This is a genomic window from Pedobacter psychrodurus (assembly GCF_004331735.1).
Lineage (GTDB): Bacteria > Bacteroidota > Bacteroidia > Sphingobacteriales > Sphingobacteriaceae > Pedobacter > Pedobacter psychrodurus.
Genome location: NZ_SJSO01000004.1, coordinates 170,642 through 189,995, shown reverse-complemented (window position 1 = coordinate 189,995; position 19,354 = coordinate 170,642). Strand labels below are relative to the sequence as shown.

At 38.0% G+C, this 19,354-nt stretch carries 13 protein-coding genes; 3 read left to right on the top strand and 10 right to left on the bottom strand.

Annotated features, from left to right (window positions below; genetic code table 11):
- Positions 1–3: 3 nt before the first annotated feature.
- The 4 genes from EZ456_RS06090 to EZ456_RS06075 form a co-directional block, all read right to left on the bottom strand.
- On the bottom strand, positions 4–3,612 hold the full coding sequence (locus EZ456_RS06090; RefSeq protein ID WP_131528326.1) for a SusC/RagA family TonB-linked outer membrane protein: 3,609 nt from the start codon (positions 3,610–3,612) through the stop codon (positions 4–6).
- A gap of 44 nt (positions 3,613–3,656) precedes the next feature.
- Positions 3,657–4,802, bottom strand: a complete 1,146-nt coding sequence (locus EZ456_RS06085; RefSeq protein ID WP_131528323.1) for a FecR family protein — start codon at positions 4,800–4,802, stop codon at positions 3,657–3,659.
- Between the two features lie 76 nt (positions 4,803–4,878).
- Positions 4,879–5,481, bottom strand: a complete 603-nt coding sequence (locus tag EZ456_RS06080; protein ID WP_131528320.1) for an RNA polymerase sigma factor — start codon at positions 5,479–5,481, stop codon at positions 4,879–4,881.
- Positions 5,482–5,880: 399 nt separating this feature from the next.
- On the bottom strand, positions 5,881–8,034 hold the full coding sequence (locus tag EZ456_RS06075) for a GH92 family glycosyl hydrolase (RefSeq protein ID WP_131528317.1): 2,154 nt from the start codon (positions 8,032–8,034) through the stop codon (positions 5,881–5,883).
- Between the two features lie 224 nt (positions 8,035–8,258).
- Here EZ456_RS06075 and EZ456_RS06070 point away from each other — a divergent pair, with 224 nt between their 5' ends.
- Both EZ456_RS06070 and EZ456_RS06065 read left to right on the top strand, forming a co-directional pair.
- Positions 8,259–10,526, top strand: coding sequence for a glycoside hydrolase family 95 protein (locus EZ456_RS06070; RefSeq protein ID WP_131528314.1), 2,268 nt, complete (start codon positions 8,259–8,261; stop codon positions 10,524–10,526).
- A 154-nt stretch (positions 10,527–10,680) separates the two neighbouring features.
- Complete coding sequence (locus tag EZ456_RS06065) at positions 10,681–11,034, top strand: nuclear transport factor 2 family protein (protein ID WP_131528312.1); 354 nt, start codon at positions 10,681–10,683, stop codon at positions 11,032–11,034.
- Positions 11,035–11,277: 243 nt separating this feature from the next.
- Here EZ456_RS06065 and EZ456_RS06060 read toward each other — a convergent pair whose 3' ends face one another.
- Complete coding sequence (locus EZ456_RS06060) at positions 11,278–11,472, bottom strand: hypothetical protein (RefSeq protein WP_131528310.1); 195 nt, start codon at positions 11,470–11,472, stop codon at positions 11,278–11,280.
- Positions 11,473–11,655: 183 nt separating this feature from the next.
- Positions 11,656–13,080, bottom strand: coding sequence for a glycoside hydrolase family 125 protein (locus EZ456_RS06055; RefSeq protein ID WP_131528307.1), 1,425 nt, complete (start codon positions 13,078–13,080; stop codon positions 11,656–11,658).
- A 287-nt stretch (positions 13,081–13,367) separates the two neighbouring features.
- Between EZ456_RS06055 and EZ456_RS06050 the strand changes: the two genes are divergently transcribed.
- Entirely contained in the window at positions 13,368–14,555 is a 1,188-nt protein-coding gene (locus EZ456_RS06050) for a DUF1624 domain-containing protein (RefSeq protein WP_131528304.1), read from the top strand.
- Here the strand turns inward: EZ456_RS06050 and EZ456_RS06045 are convergent.
- From EZ456_RS06045 to mutS, 4 genes are all read right to left on the bottom strand, one after another.
- On the bottom strand, positions 14,552–15,157 hold the full coding sequence (locus EZ456_RS06045) for a thioredoxin family protein (protein ID WP_131528300.1): 606 nt from the start codon (positions 15,155–15,157) through the stop codon (positions 14,552–14,554). The genes EZ456_RS06050 and EZ456_RS06045 overlap by 4 nt on opposite strands.
- Positions 15,158–15,163: 6 nt before the next feature.
- Positions 15,164–15,631 (bottom strand): TlpA disulfide reductase family protein, encoded by a 468-nt coding sequence (locus EZ456_RS06040; protein WP_131528297.1) that lies wholly within the window; start codon positions 15,629–15,631, stop codon positions 15,164–15,166.
- A gap of 163 nt (positions 15,632–15,794) precedes the next feature.
- Positions 15,795–16,322, bottom strand: a complete 528-nt coding sequence (locus EZ456_RS06035) for a C40 family peptidase (RefSeq protein ID WP_131528295.1) — start codon at positions 16,320–16,322, stop codon at positions 15,795–15,797.
- A 70-nt stretch (positions 16,323–16,392) separates the two neighbouring features.
- Positions 16,393–19,005, bottom strand: coding sequence for a DNA mismatch repair protein MutS (gene mutS, locus EZ456_RS06030; RefSeq protein ID WP_131528293.1), 2,613 nt, complete (start codon positions 19,003–19,005; stop codon positions 16,393–16,395).
- Positions 19,006–19,354: the final 349 nt, after the last annotated feature.

Here is a 19,354-nt window from a genome sequence, read left to right as displayed (position 1 = left end):
TTGTTAGAAGGTTAGGTTTAAGCCAAATACAAAAGATTTAGGATTTTGAAGTGTTCTGGTACCAGAATTTACAGAATATGCTTCAGGATCGATATCGTCGCCGGCTGCACTGGCATACCAAAGGTTATTTACCTGAGCCGTGAATTTTGCGGAAGGAAGTTTAAATTTATTAATGAGTTGTTTTGGTAAACTATAGGAAAGAGACAGGCTTCTAAGTTTAATATAATCGCCTTTAACTACATTTACATCCGCAAATTGCCACATGGTAGAAATGGTTGATGCGCTGTTAATCAATGTTTCAGGATAATCAACCAATAATCGTGGTACATCGGGTACATTTCCATTCTTAAAACGCTGAGTAATATTTTCATCAGTTACCTCATACGAACTCAGGCTCGTGACATCTTTTCTGATGACGTTACCTCCAGAAAACACCAATAGTGCACCCAGTTCGAAGTTTTTATAAGAAATACGCTGAGAGAAAGATCCGGTATAAGTGGGTGTTAAACTGCCCATGTTTACCAAGCCTGCAAAATTGTTTATTGTTTTGATACTCGATACAATGGGCTGCCCACTTGCATCAAAATCAATACTTGCTTTCCCATTCTCATCTAAAAAATATGGATAGCCATTTATCATGCCACCATATCGGTAGGCATAAAGTGTATTGTATGCAGAACCTTCAATATAATAATCTCGTGGTGAGCCTACATAACTATAAGCTGAAGAAAGTGCATTATTAACCTTACTTATGCTGTTTTTGTTAAAGCCAATTACAAATTGAGAACTTAAGGTTAAGCTTCCTGATTTTAACCAATCACCTCCCAAAGTAAATTCAACACCTCTATTTCTTAAAGCTCCATTATTAATTACCCTTGATGCGGTACCCACTGTGGGATCCAATTCTGTATTTACGAGTAAATCTGTACTTTTCTTATTATAAAGATCAACACTTCCTCTTAATCGATTTGAAAATAAAGCATAGTCTAATCCTGCGTTATAGGTCTCCGTTTTTTCCCATCTTAATTTTGGATTAGGAAGTGCAACAATATCTACATACTGAAGCGAAGGGAATAAATTGTCATTTCTTCTTCTAGCGGTTAGAAATGGGCTTCCATTTTGATCAATATTTCCATTTACGCCATAAGTAGCACGTAACTTTAATAAATTGATCCATTTCTCATTTTGTATAAATTCTTCATTACTAATGTTCCATCCTAATCCAGCTGACCACAATGGTCTGTTTTTGTATTTCGGATCAACACCAAATAGATCGGCTTGATCAACTCTTATACTTCCATTTACATTGTATCGGTTTAAAAAGGTGTAACCTGCATTAGCATATGTAGATAGAAAGCGATGCTTAGTTTCGAATTGGGTACGTCCTACAACACCCAATGTTTTATTTCCACCATAGATATAGCTAGGAACGCCAGTTTGACTCAATGTGGCATTATTTATAATCGTTGAAGTTAAAGTAACTGGATCATAACCATATCTAATATCTTCCATCCCTCTTGGCGAAAAAGTTTGCCTCATTTCTATTCCAGCAATTGCTGTTATCGAATGCTTTGTTCCTAAACTCCTATCAAAACTTAATTGGTTTCTGAGTGTATAAGTATTTCTTTGTCCCATAACTTGTCTAAATCTTCCACCTACCGGAAGTCCAAACGTATAAGCATTGGTTGATGGTGTATATCCTGTTAATACATTATATGCATAGCGCATTTTGTAAGAATCAACAGCATAGTATTCCTCAGACTTTTCAGTTGTATTTTCATACTGAAACTGTGAAGAAAAATTTAAGCCATCCATAATTTTTGCCTGAACGTTGGCAAAAGCCCTTAAAGAAATATCTCGGGATTCTACTTGCCCTTCATTTAGCGATTCTAAGATATTAAAGCGATAAGATTTATATTGCGAATTGTTTTTAAGACTAGCCACTACTGCACCGTTAATCGCTCCACTTCCTGTAATTCCATCCTGTATATTAACATAATCGGAATATACCAGGCTACCATCCGGATTTACAATCGAGGCATATCTCGGTTGTAACGTATAGGAATCATAAGAGCCGTCAGTACTTGTTCCGGTAGAATATGTTCCATTAAAACCTATACTGGTAGTTAACCATTTTTTAATATCATACGTGTTTTTGAAGTAAATATTTAATTTCTGATCCTTATTATGAATGGTTCTTTGAGCAGAGTTATCATAATTTATTGAGGTAAATGTGTTCGATTTGGCACTTGCCGAACTTATAGAAACATTATAACGTTGACGAAAAGCATTCTGCCAAACGTTGTTTCTATACTGCTCCAAATAATCACCGCTTTTCCAGTTGTTGATCTGTTGATTAACTTGATCATTTGTTATTTTCCCAGCATCTCTATCCCGATATAACTGATAAAGGGGAGTGTAATAGCGAATTGTCCCATTCGCTACATTTCCATAATAAGCAAACATTGATTCTGTACTTGTATAACGAGCACGTTCTTTATTATAAACATCAGTCTCCAAGTCAATAATATCAGCTGTAGATGCATAATGCATGGAGCTAAAGTTTGGTTTGGTATCAATAAAAAAATCAGTATTTAAGGATATTTTTACTGGGCTATTTGCTTTCTTTGTTGTTAAGACAATAACACCGTTTGCAGATCTAGATCCATATATTGAAGAGGCTGCTGCGTCTTTCAAAACTGTTACAGATTCAATGTCATAAGGATTAATATCTTCCAGCGCAGTTTCTGTAGGCAATCCATCTATTACCACTAAAGGAGCTGAGCCAACATTAATAACAGAAAAAGTTCCCTGACCACGTAAAACAGGTTGATCAGCTGATGCACCAAAAGGATTTTTCACATAAGCTAAACCAGCTACACGCCCTTCTAATGCACTTAATATATCAACATTGATATTTTCGTTTAGTACCTTCCCATTTATAATTGATGCCGAAGCTGTAGAACGTTCTTTACTGATCGACTGAAAACCATTTACCACAACCTCTGCCAGTAAAGATGCATTGGCACTTAACCTAACGGTTACCACCTTTAAAGTCGCACTCCGATCAAACCGTTGCGTAGCAGAAAGATAGCCTACATAATTGACTTCTAACGTATTATATTGATCGCTCAAGTTAAGATTAAAATGGCCGTTACCATCTGTAAGCACATATTTATTGGTATTTTTGATCTTAACCGATGCACCGGGCAATGGCGAACCCAAACTATCAGTTACCATACCATGCAGGATATATTCATCTTCAATATTATCCTTTATTTCTTTTAAGATGATGGTACGGTTATTACTAATTTCGTAGCTAAATACCTGTCCTTTAACCACCGCATCCATAATCGTTTTAATATCAGCAGTGTTTAGTGTAAAGTTAATGGATTTAGCTTTTTTAACCAGTGCCGCATCGTACACAAATTCGTATTTAGTTTTTGCAGAAATCTGCGAGATAACGGTATTTAAGGGCGCTTGTGTAAAAGTATACTGGTTATTTTGTGCTTTTGCCTCTATCGATAAGAGTACGATCAGGCAAAAAACGCTTGGCCAGTTCAGTAAATACCTGCATCCAGATCGGACGAGGCGAAAGTAATGGTTTGTCATAAAAATTTAGTTTGGTTGGTTAATTGATCGACGACGGAACAACCTTATTCTTTAAGCATGATTTTATTCTCTTTGATTTTGAACCTGTAAGCGGTGGCTGTAGAAATGGCATCAAGTACCTCATCAATATCCGCCTTTCGGGATATTTTCAGGTACAGGTTCTTTTGCGGAATAGATTTCACATCTACTTCCACATTGTACCATCTGGCCAGTTTTTGCATCACAATTGATAAGGGCACATCGTTAAATAAAAACTCCCCTTTTGTCCAGGTATTAAAATCTTCTGCCGAAACAGCTTGGAGATCTAACTTACCATGATGCGCAGTAACCTGCTGATTAGGCTTTAACACCACCTGATCGCCGTTTGCATTCGAAAACTGGATACTTCCCTCTAACAGTGTGGCTTGTGTGCCTTCATCTTCAGGATAGCTACTCACATTAAACTGCGTACCCAATACCTTAATCTCATTGCCGGCCACATTTACAATAAATGGTTTCAACGGATTTTTGGCAACCTTAAAGAAAGCCTCTCCCTCCACATACACTTTTCTTTCTGATCCGCGGAAATCAGTTGGAAAGCTAAGTTTCGATCCTGCATTTAACATTACCATAGAGCCGTCGCTCAAAGTAACCCGATACTCGCCGCCATTAGGAGTAGAAACCACATTTAATTTCGAAGCTTCAGCAGAATCGGCATTAATGGCCATAAAAACCATTGTTCCGTCTGCCTTGGTACTCACCGTAACACCAGCACTCCGATAAATGACCTTGGCAACTCTCCCATCTAATGCTGTTTCTTTTCCATTCAAGGTGAGTACCGCCTGAGCTGAGCCTGGAACAACCTTATTACCATTATTCAAAAACTTAGCAATAAGCAATGTAACGGAAACCACCACCAATAATGTAGCGGCCATTTTCCTAAAATTGCTTGATTTTACGAATTTTAAAATGCGGTTTTCGGGTTTTGAGAACAGTTTAGCTGATAATGCAACATGGATAAGGGCCAACCGGTCTTCATCAGCATCATTAAAAGCATCAATATGATGCTCAAATTCAGATTGGATTAAATTTTCCAGTTCCTGCTGATCAACATCTCCTAGATAACTAAACAACTGTTCAAGCTCTGCAGCATTGCTTTCATTGGCAATAAATCTTTCGAATAATTCTGGGCCTAAAGGTTTTTTTTCCATCGTTGTCAATCTATAATATGCACGAGGTGGACAAACACACTATCGCACTTAGATTTTTTTTTGAAAATATTTTTTTTCAGCCTTTCAAATAGGCTGCAATGCAGAAAACAATAAACTCTTGAGCGTGAAAAAAGACGTAACGTTTGATGTATTTAGTAGCACTAACCAATTGGTTGCTTACTGTAGATGGACTCAATGATAATATTTCGGCTGCTTCCTGGTAGGTTTTCCCCTCTATTCTGCAAAGCCTGAAAATTTCTTTTCGCTGCGCCGGAAGTTTTTCAATGGCCTGGTTAAGCAATTCCACTCTTTCCTTATTGAATATATAATCTTCGGTTTGATCGTAAAACTCAGCAAAAGTTTCTAATAAATACCGCTGCATCTTAATATCCAGTGCAAGTTTGCGGAAATAGCCATAAACGGTATTCTGAGCAATTTTGAATATCCAGCCTTTAAATGATTTTTGGAGATCTATTTCAGCACGGTTGAGCCAAACTTTCAGAAAAACATCCTGTAAAAGTTCATCAACAACTTCATTCAGCTTAATCATCCGCTGCAACTTTGGTAAAAGCATTTTGCTATACCTGGTATAAATAAAATCAAAAGCATATTGATGGCCGTCTTTTAGGGCTTCCAAATACTTTAATTCTTCTTTATCGTGCAGATTGTCAGGGAACATCTCTTCAAATCTACAAAATAGACCTTATTAATGATCAATTCGATGTTAATTTTAACATTATATAGAGAATTATAGCATTAATAAGGCATAAAAACGTATATTTTTGATGATTATTTTTGCATCCGCTACAATAAGATGCATTTTGTTTGCGCTCGATTACAATAAAAGCTAGTCCGTATAAAGGGGAAAAAGCATATGGAAAGCTTTAAGATTAGCTACGCTGAGCAAGCCCTGTTCCAACCTGCGCAGGAATGACGATTGATCTCGGTCGGAATAACTCGAATTTCTCTGCACCTCCTATCTGGCATAGCAAAACTTTTAACATTCCCGTTAATGCGTGTTATTGAATATATTTCCAACAGTTAAGGAAGTTAAGCTTTAAAACTTGACTTCCTTAAATTACTTCGTCACAATCTCTACTTTACCCCCATTTTTAAACAGATCATGAGAAATAAAATACCCTTCATTTGTTTTTCCGTCCACTTTAATATCAGTAATGCCCCTTCCTTTGCCAGGTTTGCTTATCGTTAATAATTTCCCCGAACTGGTTTTCCATTTAACCTCATCAAATAGCGGAGCCGTAACAATATAATTTGGATCGGTTGCCGAGAACGGATATATACCTAAAGCACTGAATACATACCAGGCCGACATTTCACCTGCATCATCCATACCAGACAAGGCTAAGCCATCATTGCCTATGCCGTATAGCTCATTCAGGATTTTATCGATTATTTTCTGTGATTTCTCTGGTTTACCGATAAAAGTATAAGCAAATGGTGCTTCATGATCGGGCTGGTTTCCCTGGCAATATTGACCGATCATGGTTTCTACATTCCGTGCTATATATTTCGGGTTCCAGGGCACAGTAAACAAGGAATCTAATTTGGATTCGAATCCTTTAGCGCCACCATACAACTCAATTAGCCCTTTCATATCATGTGGAGCATAAAACGAAACCTGCCATGCATTGGCTTCTCTGTACATATATTCGTAATAAGGGTATTGTGGATTAAAAGGTTTAATCCAATCGCCATTCACTAGTCTGCCCCTCATAAAGCGTGTACCCGGATCGAACATGTTTTTATAGTTTTTCGATCGGGCCATCAGGATGTGGTAATTACTGCTATCACCTAGCTTTTTAGCGATCTGAGCTAGCGAATAATCATCATAGGCATACTCCAGCGTTTTAGAAACGCCTGCCTTGGCTTTGGTTTCGACATGTGGATTTTTAACATCAGGGTCAGAAATATACCCCTTCTCGATATATTCTTTCACAAATGGTCGGGCACCACCATCCACATTCGCATTACGCAATAAAATCTGGTAAGTACCCTTGATGTCGAAATCATCAATTCCCCTCAAATAAGATCCTGCAATAGAAGATGCGCCATGGTCGCCATGAAAAAACGTGGGAATGAAACCTGTTTTATCGCCTACATCTTTCATCGATTTAATTACATCTAAAGTAACCTTTGGCGTAATTAATCCTAACAGTACATCCTTATTGCGATAAGTATCCCAAAGTGATGGCTCGGTATAATAGTTAAAATTGCCCTTTATTACCTTATGTTTTGCATCTTTAAACTCGCCGTTTACATCACTTCGCAAAGCTGGCCATAAAAAAGAGCGGTACAAACAAGAATATAACATTTGTTTCTGCTTATCCGTACCGCCTTTTACTTGGATGGTAGATAAAAGCGTTTCCCATTTTGCAGTCGCTTCATTACGGATCTCCGTGAAGCTTTTATTGCCCATTTCTTTTTCCAGGTTTTCTTTGGCGTTGGCCGTACTTACAAACGATAAGCCGATTTTAAGTTCTACAGGTGTTGCACCGCCATCAGCCAGGTGCATAATCGCGTATCCTGAGCGTTTACTTACATCAGTCTGATCAAGTTTTTCGATCTTGCCATTTACAGTGGCGTAGAAGTAAATATTCTCCCCTCCCTGAAAGCCTTGTATAGCAGAAGTACCAACTTGTTCGATATTCCAGGTAGAAACCCTGCTATTGGCCTTTCCCATGTCGAAAAGAATTTGCCTGTTACTGGCATTTTTATATTCATACTGATGGAATCCACACCTCAAGGTTGAAGTAAGCTTTACATTTATCTTATAATCGTTAAGATAAACTTGGTAAAAACCTGGTGCTGAACTTTCATTTTTATGCGAAAACTTCGATCCGAACTTACCATTAGCATTAGATAGTGGTAAAATCGGAATATTGCACAGGTTCCAGTGTCCTTTATTGGTGTGTGCAAAGCCATAAATGGTATCATCCTCATATTCATAGCCCGCACCAGATCCAAATTCGGTAATTGGACTTAACTGCACCATGGCATTGGGTAATGAGCTACCTGGAAAAGTTAAACCTGCCCACGATCGCCAACCTTGTGGCAACTCATACCCTAAAATTTTAGGATCTGTTAAAGGCGCAGTGCCGATAAAAGTGTTTACATATTTGGTAAAAGAAGTTTTCGACTGACTTTGAGCAGTATGAGTGCCCGTTAGGTTGAAAAGAAAGATTAAGGATAAAAATTTGGTTAGCGATTTCATTCTACATAAAACGTTTTAGTTCGTCATATCAAATATAGAAAATCTATTAAAATACAATCTAAGTTATCATAATAGTTACTAACTAAAATTTCACTGGTGCAAATTATCGCATGCTTAAATAATTGAATAGTATGCCAATAATCGAGATGTATTCATCTACTTATCGAGCAGCACAATCGTTTGATTATATATATATTTGATTACACACTAATCAAATAACCAACATGTTTTTTAATTGTAAGCAAGCTATTCTCTGCACGCTCATCTCATTTTTAGCCTTTAGCTTTTCCACGCCTGTTTTCGCTAAAAAGAAAGAAAAACAACCTTTACTGCTTTGGGACAACAAGCCAGCCACAAAATGGATGACCGAAGCCTACCCTATTGGAAATGGTCGAATTGGCGGTATGATTTTCGGTGGTGTAAATCAAGAACATATTCAGTTTAATGATAATACACTCTGGACCGGTGATGAAAATGATCGGGGTATGTACCAGGCTTTTGGAGATATATTTATTGATTTCGACAATAAAGAACAAAATTTCAGCAATTATACACGGAAATTAAATTTAACTGATGCCACCCATTCCATCAATTACACTCAAAATGGAACCAGCTATAAACGTGAATATTTTTGCAGCTTTCCGGATAAAGTAATGGTTTTAAGGCTCACTTCTGATCAAAAAAAATCATACTCAGGCAGCGTTAGGCTTAAAAATGCACATCAGGGTAATATAACTGTTAACGGAAATACCATTCAATTTGTAGGCAAATTAGCTAACGGAATGACTTATCAGGCTACTGCTTTGGTTAAAATCGAAAACGGTAGCAGCCATGTAGTTAAAGATAATGATGGCGAAAAATTAAAAATCGAAAATGCCGATGCCATCACCATCCTCTTTTCCGCTGCTACTAATTACAGCAATAAACGCAGTCAGAACTGGAAAGGAGAAGAACCTGCTTCAAAGATAGACCGTATACTGAAACAAGTAGCTATAAAACCATATTCAAGTCTGATAAAAGCACACGTTCAGGATTACCAGCAATTGTTTAACCGTTTGGCTATTAATTTAGGTCAGAATGATATTAAAAACAACAGTTTACCAACTTATCAAAGGTTAATCAATTATAAAAAAACGCCTGATCCAGCCCTAGAAGCTTTAATTTTTCAATATGGAAGATACCTGTTGATTAGTTCATCAAGACAAGGAGGTTTACCGGCCAACCTGCAAGGCCTTTGGAATGAGAGCAATACACCACCATGGGGTAGCGATTATCACTCTAACATCAATATCCAGATGAATTATTGGCTGGCTGAGCCGACCAACCTTTCTGAATGCCAGATCCCTTACCTGGATTACATTAACAGCATGAGAGAAGTTAGTGCTGTAGCCACACGCAAAAAATACCCAAATACCCGTGGCTGGACCGTAAGAACAGAAAACAATATTTTCGGCGGAATGAGTTTTTTATGGAATACACCTGGTAGTGCCTGGTATGCACAGGCACTGTGGGAGCACTATGCTTTTACCAAGGATAAAGATTATCTAAGAAATTTCGCCTACCCAATTATAAAAGAGATATCGGAGTTTTGGGATGACCACTTAAAAAGAAGACCCGATGGTACTTTGGTATCGCCATTAGGCTGGTCGCCAGAGCATGGCCCAACTGAAGATGGCGTAACGCATGATCAGCAAATTGTGTATGATCTATTTACCAATTACATTGAAGCAGCAGAAATTTTAGATATTGATGGCGATTATAAAAAACACATTGCAGATCTTAAAGCGCATTTATTAAAACCAAAAATCGGCAAATGGGGGCAATTACAGGAATGGGAAACGGACCGTGATGACTCCAAAGATCAACACAGACACATATCTCATCTTTTTGGCTTACATCCGGGTAGAGAAATTAGTACCATTAAAACACCTGAGCTTGCCAAAGCTGCAAGAGTAACTTTAACGGCCCGTGGCGATGAATCAACAGGATGGTCTATGGCCTGGAAAATTAATTTCTGGGCCAGGCTGCAAGATGGTAATCATGCCTACAAAATATTGCAGAATTTCATTACACCAGTAGGTGGCTCAGGTACGGACTATAATAAAGGTGGCGGGATTTATTCGAATCTTTTCTGTGCACATCCACCCTTCCAGATTGATGGAAATTTTGGCTACACTGCAGGCGTTTCAGAAATGCTTCTGCAGAGCCAGGCAGGCGAGTTGCAATTTTTACCTGCGCTACCCGATCAATGGTCAACAGGAAGTATTCAAGGTTTAAGAGCCAGGGGTAACTTCGAAATTAAAGACCTGCAATGGAAAGACGGTAAAATTGTAAAACTGTCGATCAAATCGCTATCGGGCGAAGATTGTATTGTGCGGTCTCCAAATGCGTTAAAACGTAAGATTAAAGGCATCGATGAAGAAAAATCAGGAAACGACTTTAAATACAGTTTTAAAACACAGGTTGGAAAAGTATATAGTTTTGAAGGCTAAACAAACTGGAGAATGATTGAATGAGTGAGTTTTGAATGATTGAATGTTGGTAACTTACTTAACCATTTCGTCACTCAATCATTCCCTCATTCTCTAATTTTATCTTTCAAACATTTCACTTCTAATATTCGTTTAATAAAAAATAGATTTTGTTATGAGCACATCCGATAAACTATTAACCGAACATAATGCGAAGGTTGTTGTACTTGATTTTATCAATGCCTTAAACACCGAAAACTTTGAATTGGCCAGAGCGCAACTGCATGACGATATGACTTTTAAAGGTGTTATGGGCGAAAGAAATGGAGCTGATATTTATATCGAAGACATGAAGAAAATGAAATTGAAATACGATGTTAAAAAAGTATTTTTAGATAATGAGGATGTTTGTTTGTGGTATGATATTAATATTGGCGAGAAAACAATCTTTTCTAGCGGTTGGTATAAATTGGAAGACGAAAAGATTAAATCGTTTCAGGTGATATTCGATCCGAGGCCTATCTTGTAAGGGAGATGGAAACATCGTAGTATCGTCATTGCGAGAAGGCTTCTTCAGCCGACGAAGCAATCCTACAACGTTCGCTATTAGCGTGTGCTTTAAGATTGCTTCGTGCCTCGCAATGACGAGCATTCTTTAAGAATATGTAAATGAAGACGTTGTCAAAGAATATTTACCGATTTATAGTTAAAAAGGTAGTTAACAATAGATTGCTCCATTCATGTTTAAGTAGAAATGACGAATACTAATATACTAACAGACCTGCTTAAGCTTCTTAACAATGTTGTGGCTACCTTCCAATTGAAAAAGAAACATTAAAAATTCATCCGTTTCACTGATTTCGATACTTTTAATGGTACCAGATTGGTTATTTCCGTCTGTAATCTCATCTCCTACTTTTAGCTCTAAAAGTGTAGAGGTAGGCAAATTATCATTTATTATTGTCATTTGTAAAAGGTAAGTGCAGTGAGAAAAATGTTTATTAGGCGTAGAACATACCTTATTGTTCCATTATCGGCATTGGCAATTTCTGATGCAATATATGGAAAGATAAAACGAAACCGTATTGATTAGGGGCTGAACTGAATATCAGAATCAGTCACTAACACCAATCAATACGGTCCGGTTATGTTAAGCTTTTAGTAAAGCTGGTTTTTCGTGGTAGGTTCTCCAAAGTAACTCACCAAATAAGGTGTTAGACCAAGCAAACCAAGCCCTTGTAAAGTTTGCAGGGTTATCTTTATTGAAAGACTCATGCATAAAACCTTTGCCAGCATGAGTTTTACGTAACATATCGATACAGGATTTAATCTCTGCATCATCTTTCGATGTTAAGGCACGCATGGTGATACTCATTGGCCAGATCATATCCTGACCAGCGTGTGGCCCACCAATTCCTTCGGCAGCTGTACCTTTAAAGAAATATGGGTTATCTTTAGAAAGTGCGAATTTCCTTGTGTTTTGATAAATAGGATCTTCAATTTTCATTGCACCTAAATAAGGTAAACCCAACAAGCTTGGCACATTGGAATCGTCCATCAGATACGAGCTTCCAAAACCATCTACCTCAAAGGCGTAAATTTTACCATATTTTGGGTGGTTAACAATAGCATGTTTCTGTAGCGCAGTATTCACTTCATCAGCCAGGTTTAACAAACTACTTTCCAAAGCCTGATCGCTCTGCAAAGCTTTAATCATTTCTGCTGCTTGCTTTAAGCTCGATACCGCAAAAAAGTTAGAAGGAACCAGGAAAGGAAAAATGGTGGCATCATCACTCGGACGGAATGCAGAACAGATTAAGCCAACCGGATTTACCGGAAAACCATAACCTGCCATTGGTAATGAATCTGTTGGTTGGGTAGTTTCACGCTGAAAATGGTATGGTCCTTTATCTGTTTTTCGCTGTTGTTCTTTAAATGTTTTTAAAGTGGCCTCAATTCCTTTTTTCCAATTGGCATCAAAAGGTGTTTTATCGCCTGTTTTTTTCCAGTAGTGGTAAGCCAGGCGGATGGGATAACATAAAGAATCTATTTCCCATTTGCGCTCGTGCACACCCGCCTGCATGGCTGTTTTATCGGTTTTCCACTCACCTACTTTAGTGGCATCGCCATAAAAAGCATTTGCATAAGGATCTTTTAAAACACACTTGGTTTGATGGATAATTACGCCGGCTAATAATTTTTTAAGTGGCTCATCTTCGTTTACAAATTGAAGATATGGCCAAACCTGGGCAGAACTATCGCGTAACCACATGGCATCAATATCTCCGGTAATCACATAAGTATCTGGTCTGCCATCTTTTTCTGAATGATAAACCGTAGTATCTAAAGTATTAGGGAAACAGTTTTCGAACAGCCAGGCCAATTCGGGGTTTTTAACGTTTGCCTGGAAAGTTTTAATTGCGGCATCTACAGCTTTACTTTGAAAGTGTCGTTTTGCGGCAGCTACACGTACCACAGGAAATTCTGGTGCAAGATTAGCGGCAAAAGAAAATTTCGATGCAACAATCCCCGCCCCTAACAAACCTGTGTTTTGTATAAATGTTCTTCTTTTCATTATGATGTATTATGATATTTTAGTTTAATTTATACTAAACGAAATCTATCCATTATCGATTATGATAAATAGTAGTAGTAAGATATTATTCGGTTAGCGCTTAACAAATATTATTATAATTTTTCGAACATCAAAATCATTTATGGTCAATTAAGCTATTCCTAAATCGATTTTCTTCTACACCATATGAATTAGGCTCAAATAACATTCCCGCGAACCTAAAGGTAATAATTATGTCAGTAAAAATAATTTTGAATGAGTATATTTAAATAAACAAACCCATTGCTATGAACGCTGATAACCTTACCCTCTCCAAGCGCATTTTATCTATCGATATATTACGCGGAATAGTGATGATTATTATGGCACTGGATCATACGAGAGATTTCTTTCATGTTGGGGCCATGACTGGCGATCCTTTAAATCCTGATACCACTACAGGAATGTTATTTTTCACCCGCTGGATTACACATTTCTGTGCACCCACCTTTGTTTTCTTATCTGGATTATCGGCTTATTTATCGGCACAGAACAAAACACCAGGTCAAGCGAGTTCTTTTTTATTGAAGCGGGGTTTATGGTTAATACTGATAGAAATTATTGTGATTACATTTGGCTTAACCTTTAACCCATCATATAATTTTATTATCCTACAGGTGATCTGGGCTATTGGCAGTAGTATGGTATTTTTGGCATTGGCCAGTCGCATTTCGTATAAGGCCGTGCTCATCATCGGCTTAATATTGGTTTTCGGACATGATCTTTTTAATTTATTCCCTACTCCAACAGATTCCAGTGATGGTTTGATCTTAAAAATATTTTTCACGGCATCGGGAACTGTTGTGCCACTTTCCGCCAATCATTTAATCGGTGTATTTTATGCCATCCTCCCATGGACAGGTGTGATGTTTGTAGGTTATGGAGTTGGTGCCTGGTATAAAAAAGGTTATGCTGCCGATCGCCGGCAGCGCAATTTATTAATTGTAGGTTTGCTAACTGTATTTGTATTTATCTCGCTAAGGTTGGTTAATATATATGGCGATCCAGCCCCGCGAAAAGAATACCACGATTTCTTTAAGAATCTACTTGCCTTTTTTAATGTAAGCAAATATCCGCCATCGTTGCTGTATACCGCTATGACTTTAGGTCCAGCCATGCTGTTTTTGGCTTTTACCGAAACCCTGAGCAACTGGTTTACCAGAATAACTTCTGTGTATGGTGCTGTACCTTTCTTTTACTATGTATTACACTTTTATCTTTTGCACAGCCTCTTGGTAGTGATATTTTTTGCCACCGGACATACTGCCAAAGAAATTGTACAGGTTCCGTTTTTATTTAGACCAGCAACATTTGGCTTTAGTTTACCAATAGTTTATTTGATATGGTTCTGTGTAGTATCTTCATTGTATCTGCCTTGCAGATGGTTCAAGCGGTATAAAGAAACACATCGGCAATGGTGGTTAAGTTATATTTAACCTTTTTTCCATTTTATGCTACAGCCAACAGCTTTAGTTGATGCAATTGCAGGTTTTTTACCAATCGATAATTCGTTAACTGCATTTTTAACATACTCCACTTTAGTGCTGTTTGCTTCTTCAGGATCGTTATCTATGGCCCCAATGTACTCAACCACATTTCCTTTGTCGGTTTTGTTCAGCACAAAAACGTGTGGTGTTCTGGTTGCGCCAAACTGTTTGGTTACCACATGATCGGGATCTAACAGATAAGGAAAATTTAATTTCTTTTCTGAGGCCAGCGCCTGCATTTTCTGAAAATTTTCATCAGGAACGGCTCCTGCATCGTTTGGATTAATAGCTACCACGGGATAGCCTTTAGCCGCATAAGTTGCGTTTAAAGCCGCAATCCGGTCTTGATAAGCTTTAGCTACGGGGCAAGTATTACAGGTAAAAACAACAATGTAACCCTTTGCATCCTTGTAATCGGCCAGGGCAACCATTTTGTTGTTTACGTTTTTAAGCGAGAAATCTTTTACTACATCGCCTACTTTATAACCTTCAGTCTGTGCAAATGTGAATCCTGAAATTAGCATAAAAGCCACTAAAATTAATCTTTTCATTACGATCTATTTTAAGTTTAACAAAGTATTTTTCAGTTCAGTTTCGGTAAATTCTTTCTCATAAAAACGTCTGACTTTCTTGTTTACAAACAGTGTAGCAGGAATAGCACCAGACCATTTTTTGTCTATCCGTTCAATGTACTGTTGCTGATCGGGTTCGTTTAGAAGAAATACCTCAGCATTAATTTTATTATGCTGTACAAATGGAATTACTTCCTTTTGTAATTTTGATTTAAAATCCAGGCTCACCAAAAGCACCTTAACTGGCTTTTTTAAATTGGCTAAACGTAATTTCTCGAAATTCGGCAGCTCGGCCACACAAGGCGAACACCAGGTTGCCCAGAAATTGATTACATATGTTGTATCTTTTCCATTGGAGATGCGTTTATCCAAATCATCTAATTTGAGTAGCTTTACCTGTGCTGTAGCTGAATAAGTAATTAAAGATAAGCAGATTATAAAAAATATGCGCATAAATGAATAACGGAAAATGATAAAGTTTGTTTTAAAGCGCTCGTCATTCCCGCGCAGGCGGGAATCGTAATGCAAGAAGCTTTAAGATTCCCAATCAAGTTGGGAATGACGAATCGCCTATAATATTGTCTTAGAAATTGAACGTCCGAAATGATGATAGGATTTAATTCACCGACCCCGATTTAACCAATACACGTTGATAAGCAGGAAGCGTTAAATCATCAACAATTACACCCCGGGTAGTGCTTGCATGTACGAAAAAACCATTATTGAGGTATACGCCTACATGATCTACATCATTACCACCAAAAGAGAAAAATACCAAATCTCCTTCCTTCAAATTATCGATATTTTTACGCTTCACAACATTGGCTTGATCGCGTGAAATGCGAGGAAGTGTAACCCCATAAATTTCTTTCTCCAATAAAAAAGCAAAACCAGAACAATCAATACCGCCTTTATCTAAACCTCCAAAACGGTATTTTACACCTGTCCAGTCGGTAATGAAACGATAAAGCGGTTTGCTTCGTAAATTTGCCATCGCATCAGCCGCTTTTGAAGCTTTGGTATCACTTTTAACAGTGTATTTTCGGGTACCGCAAGACGAAAGAAATAGCAAAACTGCAATTAAATAAAATAGATTTCTTCTGATGCTAAAGTTAAAAGACATAAGGTTTAATGTAGCTTGCATAACTATCGTATCTATTGTTAGCGGTTAAAGATGCCTGTCTCTAAACCATCCACCCTACCCCCTAACCTTTTTAATTCTTAATCAATCGTTGTATTTCGTCTAGTTTCAATAAGGCTTCAACAGGCGTTAATGCGTTTACATCCAAATTATTCAGTGTATCTCGGATTTTCACCAGAACAGGATCATCAATAGCGAACATCTGTAACTGGTAAGCCTGGTTCTGCACTTTTTTAATACTGTCTTTTATACTTTGTCCTTCGGTTCTGTCTATTTCCAGTTTCTTCAATATCTCGTTAGCACGACCAATTAATTTTGCTGGCATACCCGCCATTTTCGCTACATGTATACCAAAACTATGTTCACTGCCGCCAGGAACCAGTTTCCTTAAAAAGATCACCTTATTGGTCATCTCTTTTACCGATACATTAAAGTTTTTGATACGCGGCATGGTATTGGCTAGTTCATTTAGCTCATGATAGTGTGTAGCGAACAATGTTTTTGGTCGCGCTGTTGGGTGCTGATGCAAAAACTCGGCAATGGCCCATGCGATTGAAATACCATCGTAAGTACTCGTTCCGCGGCCAATCTCATCGAGTAAAATCAAACTATCATCAGAAATGTTGTTCAGAATGCTGGCGGTCTCATTCATTTCAACCATGAATGTACTTTCTCCTGAAGAAATATTATCAGATGCACCTACACGGGTAAAAATCTTATCTACAATACCTACTTCGGCGTCTTTTGCTGGAACAAACGAACCCATCTGCGCCATCAGTACAATCAGCGCAGTCTGCCTTAAAATGGCTGACTTACCCGCCATGTTGGGCCCGGTGATCATAATAATCTGTTGACTATCCGTATCGAGGTAAACATCGTTGGTAATATATTCCTGTCCAACAGGCAATTGTTTTTCAATTACCGGGTGACGGCCACCTTTGATATCAAGCACCTTTTCTTCAGTAACCTTAGGTTTGTTGTAATGGTTTTTGACTGCTAACTGTGCAAAACACAATAAACAATCGAGCTGTGCAATTAAAAAGGAATCGAGTTGGATCGGCTTGATGTAACTGGCTGTTTCGTACATGAGTTCATTGTACAAGCGGATTTCAATAGCCTGTATCTTTTCCTCAGCACCTAAAATCTGATCTTCGTATTCTTTAAGCTCCGGTGTAATGTAACGCTCGGCATTTACCAGTGTTTGTTTACGGATCCAACCCGCTGGCACTTTATCTTTATGGGTATGGGTAACTTCTAAATAATAGCCAAAAACGTTATTAAAGGCAATTTTTAACGATGGTATTCCTGTCGCTTCTGCTTCGCGTTTCTGTATCTGCACCAGATAATCTTTGCCACCGAATGCAATTTTACGCAAGCGGTCTAAATCTTCATCAATTCCATCCGCAATTACATTTCCTTTAATCAGCAACGCCGGTGGCTCGGGCTGTAATTCCCTTTCAATCCTTTCGCGTATGGCCAAACATGGATTCAATTGATCCGCTATTTTAATGAGGAAAGGGTTTTTAGAATTGGCAGCCAGTTTTTTAACCGCTTCAATATGATATAATGCGCGTTTTAAAGCAACCAATTCTCTCGGACCTACACGTTGCAGGCCTACTTTAGAAATCAATCGTTCTAAATCGCCAATCTGTTTAATGTTATTTAAAAATTCGCCTTGTAGTTCTTCATGTTTTACAAAATACTCCACCATTCCGAGGCGTTCCTGGATTGGCTTCAATTCTTTTAATGGCATAATGATCCACTTCTGCAACAAACGTGCACCCATTGGTGTACAGGTATGATCCAGAATATCGAACAAGGTTACGGCATTGTCGTTAGGCGAATTCACTAATTCCAGGTTACGGATGGTGAAGCGGTCTAACCACATGTAACGGTCTTCCTCAATTCTGCCTATCGAACTGATGTGCTGCAGATTACGGTGTTCAGTTTCGCCCAGATAATGTAAAATAACACCAGCAGCTACAATTCCGCTCTGTAAACGCTCTACACCAAAACCTTTTAACGAAGAAACCTCAAAATGTTTCATCAAGGTTTCATTGCCATAATCAGACGTAAAAGGCCATTCATCTAAACCAAAGGTGTAAAAACGGTCGCCGAAGTTCTCGGTAAACACCTGTCGTTTCGATTTCTGAAAAATAACCTCTGTTGGCTTAAAGCCTTGTAAAAGTTTGTCAATATAATCGCTGTTACCTTGTGCAATCAGAAATTCACCTGTCGATATATCTAAAAATGAAACACCCAGTTGTGTTTTATCAAAGAAAACACAGGCCAGGAAATTGTTCGATTTTTGATTTACAATATTATCACCATAAGCTACACCTGGCGTAACCAACTCAGTTACACCACGTTTAACAATGGTTTTTGTGGTTTTAGGATCTTCGAGTTGATCGCAAATGGCTACGCGTTGCCCTGCCCTAACTAATTTGGATAAATAATTATCCAAAGAGTGATGCGGGAAACCTGCCAGTTCTAAAGCACCGCCATTAGGGCCAGTACCTCTTCTGGTTAATACGATGCCTAAAATCTGTGCCGTTTTAATGGCATCTTCGCCAAAGGTTTCATAAAAATCGCCAACCCTAAATAGTAAAAGTGCACCCGGATACTTCGCTTTAATCGCGTTGTACTGCTGCATTAACGGGGTTTCTTTATTCGTGTCTTTAGCCAAAACTGAAATTAATTTACAAAAGCCATAAAGATAACACGAATAAGCATTTTACAGCTGTTTTGTTGAAAAGTTAAAAGATTGTTAGTTTGTTTAATCAGTTAGCTGGTTGAATCCGTTAATTGATGAGGATTACAGTTAGCCAATTTCTACAATTTAAACAGTTAACCGTGATTTGAAAATGAAGGGTTCTGTACATTTCGGTGAGTGCAGTCCTGCTATCCGCTTTATCCCGATGAAAAATCGGGATGCTCACTCCTATCAGGTTTAGGTACAATGGTCTGTTTTAACCCAGTTGCATACAGTTTTCTTTCTCCGATAATTAAGCAGTTTACACAATTTAAACAGTTAA